The organism is Symplocastrum torsivum (genome assembly GCF_059505465.1).
In genome coordinates, this window is sequence record NZ_JCACKQ010000037.1 from 21,694 (window position 1) to 38,012 (window position 16,319).

19 protein-coding genes are annotated in these 16,319 nt (G+C 44.2%); 4 read left to right on the plus strand and 15 right to left on the minus strand.

Going from position 1 to position 16,319, the window contains the following annotated elements; translation table 11 throughout:
• Positions 1–262 precede the first annotated feature (262 nt).
• A complete protein-coding gene (locus AC5JL3_RS11920) occupies positions 263–2,593 on the plus strand; it encodes a P-loop ATPase, Sll1717 family (protein ID WP_496074695.1) in 2,331 nt (776 codons plus the stop codon).
• A 23-nt stretch (positions 2,594–2,616) separates the two neighbouring features.
• Here AC5JL3_RS11920 and AC5JL3_RS11925 read toward each other — a convergent pair whose 3' ends face one another.
• Both AC5JL3_RS11925 and AC5JL3_RS11930 read right to left on the minus strand, forming a co-directional pair.
• A complete protein-coding gene (locus AC5JL3_RS11925) occupies positions 2,617–4,905 on the minus strand; it encodes an SUMF1/EgtB/PvdO family nonheme iron enzyme (RefSeq protein ID WP_496074696.1) in 2,289 nt (762 codons plus the stop codon).
• Positions 4,906–4,924: 19 nt separating this feature from the next.
• Entirely contained in the window at positions 4,925–5,344 is a 420-nt protein-coding gene (locus tag AC5JL3_RS11930; protein WP_496074697.1) for a trypco2 family protein, read from the minus strand.
• Between the two features lie 837 nt (positions 5,345–6,181).
• On the opposite strand from AC5JL3_RS11930, the gene AC5JL3_RS11935 reads away from it, so the two are divergent.
• The gene (locus tag AC5JL3_RS11935; protein WP_496074698.1) at positions 6,182–7,213 is read left to right on the plus strand and encodes an NADP-dependent oxidoreductase; all 1,032 of its coding nucleotides are present in this window, start codon (positions 6,182–6,184) and stop codon (positions 7,211–7,213) included.
• A 174-nt stretch (positions 7,214–7,387) separates the two neighbouring features.
• On the opposite strand, the gene AC5JL3_RS11940 is transcribed toward AC5JL3_RS11935, so the two are convergent.
• The 13 genes from AC5JL3_RS11940 to AC5JL3_RS12000 form a co-directional block, all read right to left on the minus strand.
• On the minus strand, positions 7,388–8,173 hold the full coding sequence (locus AC5JL3_RS11940; RefSeq protein ID WP_496074699.1) for a hypothetical protein: 786 nt from the start codon (positions 8,171–8,173) through the stop codon (positions 7,388–7,390).
• Entirely contained in the window at positions 8,163–8,309 is a 147-nt protein-coding gene (locus AC5JL3_RS11945) for a type I restriction-modification enzyme R subunit C-terminal domain-containing protein (protein WP_192216685.1), read from the minus strand. The genes AC5JL3_RS11940 and AC5JL3_RS11945 overlap by 11 nt, the downstream gene beginning before the upstream one ends.
• A gap of 337 nt (positions 8,310–8,646) precedes the next feature.
• On the minus strand, positions 8,647–10,521 hold the full coding sequence (locus tag AC5JL3_RS11950) for a hypothetical protein (protein WP_496074700.1): 1,875 nt from the start codon (positions 10,519–10,521) through the stop codon (positions 8,647–8,649).
• A 74-nt stretch (positions 10,522–10,595) separates the two neighbouring features.
• Positions 10,596–11,336: a hypothetical protein gene (locus tag AC5JL3_RS11955; RefSeq protein ID WP_496074701.1), complete on the minus strand. Its 741-nt coding sequence runs from the start codon at positions 11,334–11,336 to the stop codon at positions 10,596–10,598.
• On the minus strand, positions 11,329–11,721 hold the full coding sequence (locus tag AC5JL3_RS11960; protein ID WP_496074702.1) for a hypothetical protein: 393 nt from the start codon (positions 11,719–11,721) through the stop codon (positions 11,329–11,331). The genes AC5JL3_RS11955 and AC5JL3_RS11960 overlap by 8 nt, the downstream gene beginning before the upstream one ends.
• Positions 11,721–12,074, minus strand: coding sequence for a hypothetical protein (locus AC5JL3_RS11965; RefSeq protein ID WP_496074703.1), 354 nt, complete (start codon positions 12,072–12,074; stop codon positions 11,721–11,723). The genes AC5JL3_RS11960 and AC5JL3_RS11965 overlap by 1 nt, the downstream gene beginning before the upstream one ends.
• 162 nt (positions 12,075–12,236) lie before the next feature.
• Positions 12,237–12,428, minus strand: coding sequence for a hypothetical protein (locus AC5JL3_RS11970; protein WP_496074704.1), 192 nt, complete (start codon positions 12,426–12,428; stop codon positions 12,237–12,239).
• A gap of 1 nt (position 12,429) precedes the next feature.
• Complete coding sequence (locus AC5JL3_RS11975) at positions 12,430–12,729, minus strand: hypothetical protein (protein WP_496074705.1); 300 nt, start codon at positions 12,727–12,729, stop codon at positions 12,430–12,432.
• A 6-nt stretch (positions 12,730–12,735) separates the two neighbouring features.
• Positions 12,736–13,029 (minus strand): hypothetical protein, encoded by a 294-nt coding sequence (locus AC5JL3_RS11980; protein WP_496074706.1) that lies wholly within the window; start codon positions 13,027–13,029, stop codon positions 12,736–12,738.
• Positions 13,016–13,240, minus strand: a complete 225-nt coding sequence (locus AC5JL3_RS11985; RefSeq protein WP_496074707.1) for a hypothetical protein — start codon at positions 13,238–13,240, stop codon at positions 13,016–13,018. The genes AC5JL3_RS11980 and AC5JL3_RS11985 overlap by 14 nt, the downstream gene beginning before the upstream one ends.
• Positions 13,241–13,265: 25 nt before the next feature.
• Complete coding sequence (locus AC5JL3_RS11990) at positions 13,266–13,460, minus strand: hypothetical protein (protein WP_496074708.1); 195 nt, start codon at positions 13,458–13,460, stop codon at positions 13,266–13,268.
• A 2-nt stretch (positions 13,461–13,462) separates the two neighbouring features.
• Positions 13,463–13,813, minus strand: a complete 351-nt coding sequence (locus AC5JL3_RS11995) for a hypothetical protein (protein WP_496074709.1) — start codon at positions 13,811–13,813, stop codon at positions 13,463–13,465.
• Between the two features lie 2 nt (positions 13,814–13,815).
• Positions 13,816–14,880, minus strand: coding sequence for a ParM/StbA family protein (locus AC5JL3_RS12000; RefSeq protein WP_496074710.1), 1,065 nt, complete (start codon positions 14,878–14,880; stop codon positions 13,816–13,818).
• 249 nt (positions 14,881–15,129) lie between these two features.
• On the opposite strand from AC5JL3_RS12000, the gene AC5JL3_RS12005 reads away from it, so the two are divergent.
• Together AC5JL3_RS12005 and AC5JL3_RS12010 are read left to right on the plus strand one after the other, a co-directional pair.
• On the plus strand, positions 15,130–15,357 hold the full coding sequence (locus AC5JL3_RS12005; protein WP_192216698.1) for a ribbon-helix-helix domain-containing protein: 228 nt from the start codon (positions 15,130–15,132) through the stop codon (positions 15,355–15,357).
• A gap of 621 nt (positions 15,358–15,978) precedes the next feature.
• Positions 15,979–16,146, plus strand: a complete 168-nt coding sequence (locus AC5JL3_RS12010) for a hypothetical protein (RefSeq protein WP_192216699.1) — start codon at positions 15,979–15,981, stop codon at positions 16,144–16,146.
• Positions 16,147–16,319: the final 173 nt, after the last annotated feature.

A 16,319-nucleotide genomic window follows, 5' to 3' on the forward strand; every position in this document is an offset into this window, starting at 1 on the left:
CAAGGTTGCCATAATGGGACTTAGACATTTTCTAGCCCCTAAAGGGGCTGAAAACGCCTCGCTGCAATGGAAAGTGGCACTATAAGCGAGGAATATATCTGTCCATCCGACCTGCCAACTAGAAACAATCGATGGGTGAGGAATGATCTACGCTGTGTCCTCTGGCTTAGCTGTGTCTAGGATAGGAATTATGTGTTTTATCATCAACTGTTTCACAGTTGAGCAGCACGTTTTCTGTCTTAATCATCAATAACAAAAGTGCATGAGTCTAGCAACATTACTTTTATACTCTGATGACCAGATTCCAGCACGTCAGACAATTAGTGATGCAATTGATCTACTTAGATCTCAATCTAACAGTTTGAATATAATTCGAGCGAGTCAACTTGACACACCTGGAGGTTTCTTAAGAAACGATACTATTAATCAGATTGATGGTGCAGATCCCATCATTCTTGATATAACACGCCTAAACTTCAATATTATTTTTGAATTTGGTTATGCTCTTAGTAAGGGTAAAAGAGTTTTACTTGTTCTAAATAGATCAGTACAAGGAGATATAAGAGAGATATCGGAAATTGGCTTGTTTGATTCAATGGGATATAAGGAATATGAAAACTCTAAAGAGCTTGCTTCTTTAGTTGAGGACACTGAGAACATAAAGCCCCTACGTCAACCGTCAAATAAAATTGACAAATCTGCACCGATTTATGTACTAGACACTTTTCATAAGACAGATGCCTCTATTAGAATCATATCAAGAATTAAGAAATCCAGAATTAGATTCAGAAGCTTTGATCCAAGTGAACAACCTAGATTGTCAGCTTACGAGGCAATTGATGAAATACAAAAATCGGTTGCGGTTGTTGTTAACCTTCTGTCTAAAAATTCAGCTGACCATATTAGAAACAACTTCCGAGGTGCATTTTTATCAGGTCTTGCATATGGTTTTGAAAAGATAAGTTTGCTTCTACAGGAGGGTGAAGAACCAATTCCTCCTGAATACAGAGATATAGTGAAAGTTTACAACCAGCCAAAAGATGTTGATAAGTATATTAACTCTCTTGCTCCTCAGGTTATGGACGCACTACAGAGTGCTGCTAGTGAGCTAATTCTCAAACGCCCACAACAGCTTATTGAAAGACTAGATCTTGGAGCACCGGCGGCAGAGAATGAGATGGACACGCTTTTTCAATATTATGTTGATACAGATGAATCTAATCAAACACTGTCTGGTAATGCACGACTTGTTGTCGGAAGAAAAGGCTCTGGAAAAACAGCTTTATTCCTTCGTATAAGAGAACAAACGAGAAAAATAAAAAAGAATATAGTTCTAGACCTTAAACCCGAAGGTCATCAACTTAAGCGATTGAAGCAACTTGTCCTTGATCTTCTACAAGAAGCAGTAAAAGAACACGTTTCAACTGCCTTCTGGGAATACCTTTTGCTTCTAGAAATATGCCATAAGTTACTTCAAAATGACCGAACTCTTCATACTCGCGATCAAAAGTTGTATAGTCTTTACGGTAACCTAGCTAAAATATATGGGGAAGATAATTTTGATGAAGATGTAGATTTTTCTGAAAGAATGTATCAGCTTGTCCAGAAAATCAGCAATGAATTTCAGACTAAGTACGGAGAAGAAAAAGTTCATTATTTAAGAACTAACGAAGTGACTCAGTTAATTTACAAGCATGATATACCAAAGCTCAGGTCTATTTTATCTGAATACCTCCAGCAAAAAAACCAAGTATGGATTCTTTTTGATAATATCGACAAAGGCTGGCCTACTAGAGGAGTTACAGTCACAGATACTACTATTCTAAAAGCTTTACTTGAAGCCACAAGAAAACTAGAAAGATATTTCACTAAAAAAGATTTTGAATTCAACACTGTTGTTTTCGTTAGGAATGATGTGTTTGAACTCCTTGTAGAGGAATCATCTGATCGAGGTAAAGAATCTAAAGTTTCTCTTGACTGGACAGACCGTGATTTATTGAAAGAATTTTTAAGAAGGAGGATAGTTAATAATGTATTTTCAGGCGACATGTCATTTGAGGATGCCTGGAATCAGATTTGCGTAACTCATATAAAAGGCGAGGCTACAGCAGAGCTTCTTATTGAAAGATCACTTATGAGACCACGTAACTTATTGACCATTGTCAATTATGCAAAGAGTTATGCTATAAACCTTAGAAGACAACGAATTAGTGAGGAAGATTTATTAAAAGCACTGGCTACATACTCTGCCGACATGGGCAATGAAATTGGACTCGAAGTACGAGATGTATTCCCGGATAATGAGGACATCCTGTATTATTTCATAGATGCTCCAAGATTATTTTCCTTAAGAGAATTGAAGGAATATATAAAACATTCAGGAATAAAAACAGAAGAACAACAAATTATTGAAATACTTCTCTGGTTTGGATTTCTCGGAGTAAGCAGAAAACAGGAATGTGAGAATAAAAGTATTTATATTTATGATGTTTTTTATGACATGAAAAAACTTAAGCAGCTAGCAAAAGGGTTGAGAGATGACTCAATCACTATGTGCATCAATCCAGCATTTTGGCCATTTTTAGAGATATAGATAACCTCTCAAGCCAATTGAAACTAGAGATCTCTGACTACTCGAAAACCAATTCCTTCTCCCTTTTGTTCTAACCTGCCTCTTGCACGAGACGCAGATCGGCAAAATTTAGGATGAGCGTTCCAAGAGCCTCCACGCATTACTCGGTAGTGTTGGTCACCATTTATAGACCATATACTTGCAGTAGACGAAGCATCTTTATAGTTGTTATGCCAAGGATCAGCACACCACTCCCACACATTTCCATGCATATCATACAAACCAAATAGATTAGCAGCATTAAAACTACCTACTGCTGTAGTCTGTTGCCGAAAGATTCCTTGACTTTCGTATGCATAACTAGTGCTACCGTCATAGTTTGCCAACCTAGAAGTAATCGTTTCTCCAAAATAAAATGGTGTTTCTGTTCCCGCTCGGCAAGCATATTCCCATTCTGCCTCATTAGGTAGTCGATATATATGCCCAGTCTTTGTTGACAATCGGGCGCAAAACTCTAACGCATCGTGCCAAGATACTCTCTCTACAGGATGATTGACTCCTCTAAAATCAGATGGATTTGGGTCAAGATCGCGCTGAATTTTATGTAAAAGGGAAACAGCTTGCCATTGAGATTGAGTAATTGGCTCTCTACTAAGTAAAAAAGAATTAACACTCACAGAATGCTGAGGAAGCTCATCATCAAATCTCCACTTTTCTTTATCTGGTGCTCCCATAAGAAATTCACCACTAGGAATTATTACCATTTTCAGGGCTATTTGATCGTCTAGTTGCTCAATGATGAATTGGGTCTGTTTGTGAATTTGGTCTGTTTGCTGTCCAACGGCATCGACATGAATTACATCAAAATGGAAAATAGAGATTCTGGATAAAGGTAGAGCTAATGAAGTTTGACTTACACGCTGTGTTGAATTTGAAACTGTAGAAAATAAACTTAGATTTGGGTTATTTTCAGGTTGGTTTGAAGAGTTCTCGTTTGTCCAAAGCTGTTCAAGCAAACTTTCCTTGGAAGCAACAATCGACGAGGTTGTAAATAGTTGACCACCCTCATTATCTTGCCATCGTAGATACAGTACGGGACGATACCATTGATTCCCTTCAATTCCAGTTGCACTCTGACCCTGGCGTAGAGCGATCGCTAATGACTCTTGCTGCCCAAGTGAGCGGTAAAAGTATTCTGCAAAAGCACTGGCAGCATCCACTCTGATGGAATACTGCATTGCCACCACAGCCGGAATACCTCTACCAATCAGGTTCTGAGCCACCCCGTTAAAGACAGATTCACTCAAGCGAGACATTCCAGTCCTGCAACCACTTAAAACAACCAATGCAATTCCTTGATCTGAGTTTGGCTGCTCTCGACGCTCCAAGTTCCCCAATAGTTCTCCCAGTTCTTGAGCGCTTACATAATCAGCCGTTCCATCCGATCGCTGAAACACCAGATAACCTTGGGGTTTTCCTAGCAGCGCACCGCATTCAGACTGAGTCGCACTCTGTTTATAGGCTCTCCTACATCCGGCTTCGTTACAACGCTTCCCGAAAAAGCCATGACCGTCAAAATGCAGAACGTGAGGAACTGCTAAAGTTCGGCGTTCTAGCAACCGTCTTCGCAGTGTGTTCAGTGTTGGAGGTTCTAGAATTTCGAGTTGGATTGCCCCTTGCTCCTGGGCTTGTTGCAATCCGAAAGTGATCGCGTCTCGCTCAAGAGAAGGCAATGATTTCAGCCCCATCCTGTTATCCCCAGCCCCGGAAGAAATCAACAAGACATTTAGGCGCTCAACTGAAGGTAAGCTGGGTCGAGGGCTAGGATAGCCAATATAACGCGAGAAGGTCACTCCTTGATGCGCCAGAAATCCGTACTCGTTATGGAGCAACTCCCAATGGTAATCCGTCAAACGGACATATTTGGGTTCGTCTTCTGGAAACCTCAGCCGAATATGCAACCAGGTGCGAGCGCGCTTAGCATCTGCTACCGCTGTCTCAATAAACTGCTGAATGGGCTGATCTAATACTTGATAAAGCTTACGCCCAATAGTAGCCAAGTATTGAGGCTGAAAAGCACTCCGATCCGGAAGCAGAAGTTGCTCACGCACCATCCAAGCTTGCTCATCTTTCTTAAAGTTCTTCTCATCGAACTTTGTTGACTCTAATACCCTGACTATCGTCAAACGCCTGTCCGGGTCATTAGGAGTCTCACTATCTAGAAAAGGTAGAACAGGTTCATGATGAACTTCCCCTAATAAACCCTCCACACTTACTTTGAAGCAATTTTGCTTCCCTTCAATTGGATAGAAGCGCAGCTCCAGTAAGTTCATTTACCTATTGCTCCCCGCATTAGCCCCCCAGATCGTCAATCAGGTTGCTCTCCTCATCACCTTTGAGGAGTCCCTCTAAACTGCTCTTCACCGTCGTTGGCACTTTATCCGAATGCAGCGTCTGGTAAAACTCCATCAGACGTTCCTTATCGAAGAGTGGAGACAGTTTCACTTTCACTTTATGAACATCATCTCGACCCAATTCGCCAGCCGCATCGACTCCTGCCTCTGCACCTGTTCCCAGTACATTAATTTTGATACCCCCCTTTGCCCCAGCCTTGCTAGTCCGCTTTACACTCACCTGTAGTTCCAGTTCTACAGACTCAACAAACAGGAAGGGAGCATCCTTATCCTTACTAGGTGCCACAGAGAGAAGGTCTTGTTTAACCTGTTGAATAAACTCAGCCAGCCCAATCGAGCTTTTATCATTATCAGACATTAGTTTCGTACAGTCATATCAGATAAAACTATGGCATTTCCTAAGACCATGTTGCAAAAAGAGGTTAAATAGCTGGTCAGGTGTAATCTAAAAAACAACCTTATCTGGCATCATCTTCCCAGTTGCTGGTTATCGGCGCATCCTAAAACGACCCTTTTTTGATACTGTCTCCACCTGGCTCTTGACTAGCCCTTTCCCGCTGAAAATCTGTACCAACAACTCGTCACTTTACCTATGTCACTAAAACCCTAGCTTTCTATCTTTTTGGGACATTGTAGGCATCAGACCCTTATCAAGAATATTTCTTAAGGGCTTAGTCTTAACAATGGAAAAATTTTGGTCGTTAGTGAGGAGTCAAAAGGAACTGTCCCATTTTTGATGTCTGACCGCTCACTGCCTGGAGGTCTGTAATGGCGAAAAATTGTTGTTTGGGATGGCAACTGTCCCATTAATGGCTCAAATTGGGACAGTTGAACACGTACTAGCGAACGTAGAATTGGGAATCAGGACACCCAAACAAGCCTTAATTTGTAGACTTTTCAGCCTTAACGACCAAAATTTTTCCGTTGCTAAAACTAAGCCTTAAGACTCCGCTTAAAGGGCATTAGCGTAGTAACAATTTTGTTACTACACTTGAGCAACTGATAACGACTTTTATCGTTATCACAGGAAGTAGTCCTTACCGTACATTTTTGTTCGACTGCTACTCACACCCCAAAACCAAACAATGTTCAAGCGCCGATACCAGCTTAAACAACTAAAGCTATTGAAAGGGAATTGGGTCTCACCTTTTAAAGCCAAGCCGCTAACATTTATAGAACTACCAAGGATAAAGCGATGAAAACAGGGATAAATCGGCAGTTTCGCTTGGCATCTCGTCCTGTTGGTGACATCAAGGAAAGCGATTTTGAGTATCGGGAAGAACCAATCCCCAGCCCTAAAGAGGGTGAGGTTCTGGTACGGACTATCTATCTTTCGCTAGACCCGACCAATCGCATTTGGATGAGCGACCAGGAGCAGTATATGCCTCCCGTTGAAATGGGAGAAGTCATGCGCGGTATTATTCTCGGTGTGGTTGAAGAGTCTAAGAATCCCTATTTTAAACAGGGAGATCTGGTTTCGGGTCTGCTGGGTTGGCAAGATTATGCACTTGCTGAAGGGAACAGTGGCTTTTCTGTCACGCGACTACCTGACCCTTTGCCCTCTCCGCTTACGGCATTTATGGGACCGCTGGGAGCTACGGGGTGCACGGCTTATTTTGGGCTTTTGGATATTGGACAGCCAAAAGTTGGAGAGACTGTGGTCGTGTCAGCGGCAGCCGGAGCAGTTGGTTCCATTGTTGGACAAATTGCCAAGATTAAGGGCTGTCGTGTGGTGGGTATAACTGGCTCTGATGAGAAATGCCGCTGGCTTGTTGAAGAACTTGGGTTTGATGCAGCGATTAACTATAAAATCGTTGACTTAGAAAACGCGATCGCTCAAGCCTGTCCCAATGGAATTGATGTTTATTTCGATAATGTTGGTGGTTCTATTCTTGATGCCGTGCTGACCAAGATTAATCTACATGTACGCATTCCTCTATGCGGTTTAATCTCAACTTATAATGCAACAGAGCCTGTTCCCGGCCCTTATAATTACAGCCAGATTCTGATGAAGCGTGCTCGCGTGCAGGGGTTTATTATCCTCGATTATTTTCCCCGATGGTCTGAAGCGATAAGCGACCTTGGACAGTGGCTCAATCAGGGAAAAATTAAATATGCTCTGGAGGTGATCGAGGGCTTGGAAAATGCACCGAAAGCAATCCTAAAACTTTTCGACGGCAACAAGAAGGGAAAACTGGTCGTTAAAGTCTCAGAGGAACCTAGCTAGTTACGTCAGCCGGGCCGTCCTAAAGATGCAATAGTTGATTCCGGAGTGACACCTAAAGGCAAACTTAAAGCGGGCTTGGTGTTTAGTGTAGTTCTTTTACTACTTGGAATTTATATTGGCGTATAGAACCTAGAGATTGCAGTTCCATTGAAACGCGCTTGGTAAAAGTATCTTTTAATTCGGGGCGGTAGCTGTACTTGTACTTTTAGAGTTATCTCCCCCTAAACTTTTTCTTAATTCAATATAATCTCTCCCCCTTTGTGTTGTTTTTATATAATCTCTTAAATCTACTGTTTCTGGCATTTTTGCAAGGCTCTTTCCCGGTTGATTTTCAATCAATCCTAAAGTGCGTAGACGCCTCAACTCCACTTCAAATTCGTACTTTTTACGGAAAGAACACTCTTTGTCGTCTTTTTCAGCTTCATACAATCGAGTTAAGTGCCTTAGTTCATCTTCGCTAACTATGTTTTCAACAAATTTGCGATTGGTATAATCCGAAGCCTTTGCTAGATGCTGAATTGCTCCTCCTTGAGCTTCAATATTAGCTTTCTGGGTATCCACACGCTCTTTTACAGCTTCAACCTCTTCCTGAAGCACCTTGACTGATATCCCGTCTTTCCCAATTTCTAATTCTTGGAGTTTCTCAAAAATACTGGAGTTGAACAATAAGATAATTGCAAATAAGATAATATCTCCTTGCTCAACACCTCGGTCTATCATGTGAAAGGTGATTGCCCCCAGATAAAGCAGTCCAAGCAGACTGGTAAGCTTCAAGATTACCCAGTTAAACCAATTCTGGGAATTGCCATGAGTTTTTTTGAGTATCTCCAGTAACTCTTTAGCTTTTTCGTCTTGCTCGGCACGCTCTTGCAGATATATTTGCAATTGCTTTTTTAAAGATTTGCTAATCTTCATATGACTGCATAGATGATCAAAAATCACAAAACCTTCAGCCAGCACTTGACCAAAGGCTATTGTTAATTTCTACAAGAATTTCTTCAAGCTTTCCATCGAACGCTTTGTTAATTCGGGTAAACTCCCCTTGCGCCTTAAACGCTCCCCGGTCAAACGCCTCCCGGTCTACAATAACCACCATTAAAGCAAACCTCCAAAACCAATAGCAATCAACTTTCGTTTCGATGCTCGGGCGATGCCCTGAAAAAAACAATGCCTCGATGTCTAATGGGTAGATATTGAGGCATTGTTTTTGCTAGGTGCTATCCATAACACCAGCCAGATTATGCAAGTTCTGAAAGTAGCAAATCCAGTTTTTTCTCCTAATAATCGTCTCTATATTTGCGCTCAGAATTTTGTGAGGTGAGCTGTGGGGCAAACCCGTGGGGCTGTGGGTTAAATCTGTGTATGTGGGTCGTGGGGTAGGTTGTGGGGTCGTGGGATGCCTGATTTTCCGTCACCCCACAACTCTCCACAGTTTAATACGCTCGGAACCCCACAGACGAGTGAGACTTACCCTCCTCATCAATTTCACCCAATCCAGTATCAGCAAGTAGTCCTAAGTACTGGTGAATTTGTTCTACTTTTTTGCCTTCCAAAACCTTGAACTTTTGGTCATACACGTTGCGAACAGTAATCCAGTCATTTTTCTTTTTTGCAAATAACCAAATAGTCTTTAAGGGTTCTGCCAAACTGTCAGATACTTTTAATTCATTGATTGGTTCAGTTGGTGCGTCAAGCGAAACTGTCTCATCGGGAATCGCTTCCGATTGTGTTTCGACGGCTGGCTCACTCACGGTCAAAGGCTTTTTTGCAGCAGCAATACTACTCGCCTTGTACTTCCTCAAGTCAGGCAGCAGTGCCAACTGTGCAGAGGCTAGACTACTGAAGATTAGAGGACGGCAGTTTTTCTTACTGATGGGTTGGAGTTGTTTGAAAGTGGCACTGAGGGCAATGCGGTCTGATTCGTCAGCCACAATGTAGCGATCGCTTATCAGGTTGGTTAAAACACCGTAACTCTCATTGACCATCCCCAGCTCGTCAATGGAGTAGTTCCCTAGCCCGATCAGGTTAAAGTTCTTCCGACTATTCCGGTCGGCTTTCAGCCCCACAGCGGCTAGGTTGTAACTCTGTAGGTCAACCAGCAGACAAACATTTAGCTCTCTGCCGTTGTAGATGATGTCTGCGAGCTTTGAGAGGTACTTGGAACTCTTGACCCACTCATCTGACTTCAACTCTTCAAGTGCCTGATTGATACTGAGCCAATCAGCAAGAATCAACCGTACCGGGGACAATGCCGGACGCTCTGACTCTGGGAGCCTACGCCGTGTGTCATAAACACTCCAGATGTTGTTGATCAGGATGAGCGCGTGTCCGGGTTCGGTAGGGTCAAAGAGAATTACCCGTCCTTTTTCAGCTAGACCGCAGAAAGAATCTGCTTTCTGAGATAGAACAAACACTTCTGCGTCAGGGTGAAGCTCGAACAGCTGGCTCAAGATATAAGCTTGAGTGACTGACTTACCCGATCCGGTATCACCAATCAGGAGAGTTGAGCGTCGGGAAACAGCAAGAGATTGCAACATTTCAAGCCCTGCCTGACCTGATGTTAAGCTGACGTGCGGTGGATTGACGGGACTAGCCAGCGGGTTGAGTGGTATCTGATCAGTAGGTTGAGGCGCGTTAAGCGAAGCTGTCCCAGAGGGAATCGCTTTTGGCTCTCTCTGCTCAATTACTGGGTGTGACTGCTCCGGCATTGCTGTTCGACGTTCTGGAGACACCGCTGCCGTGATGTAATGCTTCACTTCATCACCAGAGAGTAAGTCTCTCCGAGCATGGAACTGGTCACACAGATGACGGTACAGATCAAACCGCACTTTGGGAGGTGCTGAACCTAAGATACTGACTACTTCACCAAAGCGGTAGTTAAGCAGTAGCACCTCATCCTTCTCAGCCTCACTCAAGTACTCCATCTGGTCTTCCAAAGGATGACGCTCAGCCGCAATACCTCCTTCCATCACTTTGAGAATGTCACCCAACTTCCCTCGGTACATTGGGATTAGGCGAACTGAGCCAGTGTCCTGGAATTCCTGGAAGACCGTGTAAATATAGCCGACCGCTCCAATGGTAAGGGGCAACCAGGCTAAGGGATTGGCACTCATTACGACTGAAGCTCCCACTGTGATGGCGCAGGCGAGCTTTCCTGCCTCACATTCCTTGGCTGTTTCCTTACTCTTATCCAGCAGAAATACTCCACGCCTTCTCACCCAGATATCCACGTCACCTTGCTCTAATAGGTGCAATGGGGCAAATTCTGTTGGATCGTAATCAGGTGCTAGGGCTAAATTGCTATTCATGTGTCTTGCATCTCCTTGAAAAAATGCCCTGCCCTAATTGCTAGGACAGGGCACTGATTTACTACTCTTGGGGGCTATTTGCGGTCAGCCTCACACCAGAGGACATAACCCGCTTCACCTGCAACCAGTGAAACAAAGTTGTAGAGAAACATTCCAATGAAAGTCAGTACTGGCTGTCCCCACGGATTGCGGCTCATTACAAAAGTGGCAAGGATATCTGCAACGACTACGACTAAGATGAACAACCCCAGGATTGAACGCTCACCCATACCAGCTCTCTTGTAATCCAATCGTCGGGCTTCTACTAGGTCGATGGCACCCTTGTTTTTCTCTGGCACAGTATGGTGCTTTATTTCTTCATAAGCCGACTTCGCTTGCTCTGGCTTTTTGCCACGAATCGCCTTCGACTCAATCCACATCACGGCTAAAGCGACAACAACAGCCGCCCAGAAATTGATTTTTGTCCAAATCCAGAGCCAGCCAATACCAATCCAGCTATCCTCCCAGAATGGGAACAATGGCTGACCTCCAAAAGCTTGGAAGAAACTGTCTGAGGACATGGCTATACCAACCATGAAAATAGCGGCGGCTAACACTTTAACGCCAGCTTTATTGTGATCGACAAAATTATCGAGGATTCGAGCTGGAATGTAGATGATGACTCCGACAATCTTCACGCCAAAGTCAATGATTTTGCCAAGGATGTCGTAGAAGTCGTTACTCGGTTTTGGTTTGGCGTTACTAGCATAACCATCGTATGTTCCGGTATCACCGGGACTATCGACTGTTTTGGGAGAACTGGAAAATCTAGCCATTGCAAACTCCTTGATAGTATTTGGTGAAGTAAAAGCGTCCTTGTTGGGCATATCCAATGCACAGTCGGTTCTTGTCGAAAATCAACGTCTTTTTTGTTGGGTCTACTGTGTGATTCCAGTCAATTTGTGGTGGCTGGTTACTGAGGGTGTAGTTGCTGATGATTAATTGCTCAAAGTTGGCAATGCCGTTTTTGGAATAAGCATCAGCCGCTTTTTTGGCAGATTCGGCTTTAGCTTTTTCAAGTTCGGCTTGGGTACGGTAAAGGTCTTTGTCGGAGGCTTGTTTCAAGGAATCAGGAATCGTGAAGGCGTTGATTAGTATCAACAACAGGAACCCCGACACACCAGCACCTAAGCCAAATGAGTAACGTCCTGACAACTTCATCAGAGGTACTGCCCGATTGCGTCGTTCATTGCTTTGAGGAAAGCCTCGAAGTTGTCGGTGCGCTCACCCTGTTCCTCATCGATGACAAACTTGATAAGCCAGTCAACCGTTGCAGGGATGAGGTTCCAACTATCGGGTTCAATTGCCTCAATCGCTTCATCAAGAGTGCGTTTGGGAGGGAAAATGCTTTCCTGCTCGTTTTCCTCAACCCGGAAGCGCTGGTATTGATAAAGGCTTAATGACGCTCGCAGAAAGAGTTTGTCTTGTAGCGGCATAGTCTCTAAAAATGTGCCGTATCTTGCGACCAAACCGTGGACAGCTTCGGCATTGCAATACTGGGTTGGGCTATACATGAGTTGCTCCTCGCATTAACTACTTGACGTGGAATCTGATGCAACCTAACTCAACAAAAGCCTTTTGTGCTGCTGCTTTGAGTAGGTTCGGTGCTTTGGGATTTCGGGCCAGATGAGCCAGCGGGTTTTGAGCTGTGAGAATGCATTCGTGAATGAGGTCTTTCATTGCTGCTTTGCCTTGAACCACTCGTAGGCACTCGATACAATGCGCTGTTGTTCTGGAGGCAAAGGGAAAGGAAGTTCTCCAACGTTTTGACGGGCTAGTACATCGGCAGCATCACGGGCTTGATTAGTTGGCACTCCAGCCGCTTCAAGCTGTTGTTGCATCGAGGCTTGGATTTCATCTGCGTTCATGTCAACCCCCCAAAACTATCTGATTGATTAGGGCAACGCAGAGATTGAGCTTGGAGCTAGGGGTTAAGTTTTGCGTTAAGCACCACAGTCCCCAGCCGTTTCCGTCTTCATCAAAACTGTCCTGCACGATGGCTTGAGGAGTATCAGTCGCAGACTCCATGAGCATGATGATGCAAGCGGCTCGGTCGTCATTGGTCAGGGCTTGTAGTTGGGCACCGTATCGTGACTCAATTTCCGCCAGAATGTACTCATCTTGTGTGCCGGGGAGTCCCCCGACATAGTAGCCAAGTGGTTTTACCATTAGTGATTAGTCCTTACGTTCGTTTACTTCGGTCGTTTGGGATGAGTCAGCACCGGAGCCGGACAAACTTTTGGTGCTGACTTCCAATTGAGGTGCATTGAAATTAATGTGGTCGTAAACGTCACTCCAGTCGTTAGTTGCGATTGCTTCCACAGCTAATCCTTCCAATTCCGAGAGAAATCCTTCATGTTCCTGCCGGATATCTTCCAGGGGGTCAGATGGATTTTCTTTCAGTCGTTGAGTCCAGTCATCCTGGTAAATGTCGTTTTCTGGTGCAATCATCTGTTCAAGCGATTCCATTGATTCTGTGGGTATTAGCAATCCACTGTTCTGCCGTCCAGCCGGATTCATAGGCAGTTTTCAGACCTCCCATCGCTATACCGAGAAATCGAGGGTAAAACTCACCTTCCATCTGGGGGTAAGCTCTTTTGACAATCAAAAACCACTCTTGAATTGCGGTTTCATCAATGCCCAGCAGGATTTGCAAGGTTAATGATGTTTCTGGAGTCACTTGTGCTTCCTTTGATTTGAACGACTTAAAGTATTTGTCTGAGCGATTTAACCACTGCCTCTGCCTGGGCCATGTCATTCTTTTGTCTGCCGACTTCCCAGAGTAAATCCTCGATTTGTTGACGTTCTTCGGCAGTCCCGGTTTTATAAATCTCAATCGTTTTTCGGGTAGCCTGTTCGATTTCCCATCGTTCCTTGAGTTTTTGGAAGAATTTAAGCATTGTTAGGCTGCATCTTCCATATCAAGTTCAAATTGGCTGGCAAAGTCTGCCTCAAAGTCCAAGGTTTCAGCCCTGGATGGTTGCAAGGCGGGTGCATCATTCGATGTTTGTAATGCCACTACCTTGCTGCCACTACCAGGAACTAATCCCATGAGCCAGTTAAAGAGTTTTGCCAAAGGCACCTGACGTGCCATCGACTGAGCCATCTTGTGTTCGTAAAGCACTCGATTGGTCAAGGTGGTTAGCTCAGCCCCTGTTAGTTTCTCTCCTGACTTACCCAAGACCCGCTCAGCTTGGGTCTTGAGGTAACTTTCAAGGTCCGGCTCTAATCGAACTCGTGTATTCTCTGCCATGATTATTTACTCCTCTCTAAACGGCTTTGTGCAAGGCGTTGAAGCCCTAAAGCATTTGCCCAGCTCCCATCGGCTACGGCAGTAAAACCGTACTTCTCAACAGCAGCAGCAACGCCTGGGAGTTGTGCCCCTCCACCCCAGACAACGAAACTGCCTGCTAACTTCCGCCAAGGCGACACCGCCTTAAGCGCCAAACTGAAACGGTCTTTGAGCCAGGGCATTAACTCGTGCTGGTATGTCTCCCGAAAGCTAATGCCGCTATTCCCATAAAGGAAGCTTCTGTTCTCAATGCCTTGGCGAATCAGTTCAATGTCCCCCAGCTTGCCGCCTTCATAAATCTGGAGTTCCCGCACGCGGGCGATTGCATCCAACAGGTCAACACAACCACCCACGCTTAAAACTTCCCGATACTCAATCGAGCCACCTGGAGCAAACACGGTAGGAATAATCGTGCCAGTTCCAAAGTCAAGAGCGATCGCGATTTTTGTCGGGTCGATTAAATTCTGGTGGCGACAGTAAACGTAACTGCCAGCCCCTTCTGGAGGAACCAGCCCCACATGAAGCTTGATGATTGATTGGGGGGAACCTTTGCCGTTGAAGTTGACAACGTGAGTACCTTCTAGTACTTCGGTGAGCCGCTTTCCAAAAAGCTTTGAATTGTGGATGCTGGCGACTAGATACAGGTTCCACACCTGGCGGTAAGGTAGAGTACCCAATGCTCCTAAAATGCTGTGCAATGCATACTCAATCTTGTACTCTGCCTTATCACTGAGCTTGGTGTGTCCATAAGGGTCAGTGGTGTATGCCACCTCTCCCGTCTTGAACTCGCGACCCATCAATTCCTTAGCATCCCCATCTCGGTAGTAGAACGTACTACCGTACTTTGACGTGGGATAGTCCAGTAAATCTTCTCGGAGTTCCTTGAACTTGGAAGGGCAGCGCACTTTCACTTGCCTGGAATCGGCATCTAGAGCCACTTTGAGAAGTCCGTGCCCGTTATCGACTCCTACAGCCAGAATTGGTGTTCTTTGGTCAAATTCAGCCTGTTTCGGCTGGGCTGCAATCATATTGAATTTACCTCAGTTTTGTTTCAAGTGCCCTAAGACCTTTGTTGCGATTGCGTTTAAGGGCGTTTTTAGCGGTCAGAAGCCTTTCGTTTCAAGTAACCTGACTCAACCTATCTATCCTCTGGTTGGTAGTTACTGGGTGTTTCTGGGCTATGTCTGTTAACATAACACAAGTCTCACATAATGACACAGATTTCACATTGTGTGTCAAGCAGCATTGAAAGCACACGGCGTATCATGAGGTAATTAATGAACACAGACGAAAGCATGAGCGGACGGGTGAATGTCGTTCTATCAGATGACCTATATGAGCTTGTTAAAGACCTTGCCGAGGCAGAGCAACGCTCTCAAAGCCAGATGACAGCAATATTGGTTAAGGAAGCGTTGACGGCGAGAGGAATGATTCCCCAAAACAAACCTCCCACCGCTGGCACCAGCAGCAGCAAAGGCAGGGGGAAGAAAGGAGGTGACGAGTGACAGAGAAACCAGGCGTATGCCACCGTGAGGTTGGTACCCCTTCAACAATCTCAAGTCTCCTGCTCAAACAAGCGCTGAAACCTCTGTAGAAGAAATCCTTGGATTTCACTGGAAGTGAAATTAAGACTGATTTTGCCTAAACTCCATCGTTAACAACAATGGGTAATTACTTCAATCTAAAACTAATCCTCCAAAAGCCTTTCTATTGAACGTTTTAAGCAGTGTATATACTTGAAAATACTTCAGTGATGGCGAGATTGAAAGTATTTCCGTTACGCTTCCAGCAAAGGTTTCTTCAATACCTTCCAATAATTAACTTAAAATTTATTGAAAAACTTTTTATTGATGCTTTAAGTAGAAAGCTTCAAGAGATTCCTATGAATTTTAGTAAATCTGATAAGCAATGAAATTAAGGAAATAAAGTTCTGCACATACGTGAATCTTCCCTATCTATCAGCAAAAAAACGCTGATAACGATTCATCTATACCCTCTAATGGTTATGGGTGAGTGGTCAACAATAAAACCGCCTGAAATCTGATAGATTTCAGGCGGTTTTATTGTAGAATTCCAGTAGCTATTTAATCTAGGGGGTCTTGATACAACCAAATAGGAAGTAACAAGTGAATAAAAAACTGTACGTGAGTTTCCCTTCAGAATGGTGTCCGGCAAGCGACCAACTTGAAACACCAACCTGCTGCTCACAACCCATTGTGTTGCCAATAAAAATATTAGCACGAATGGGATGGGACTTCTATGCCAAATTTCAAGAAAATGGCACCCAAGCGTGAAATCTCTAACCCATGTACCTAGCTAGCCAGAGTTCCCCCAGGCAGAAAGAACAAGAAAGAAATTGTTCGCTTGGGAAACCACATACATTTGCAGATCAAGGCTAGCTAATTTTTTTACCAAATCGGTAAAAAGTTTGAGGAATTTTTCATGACTTGAGTGCCTTACACCACAT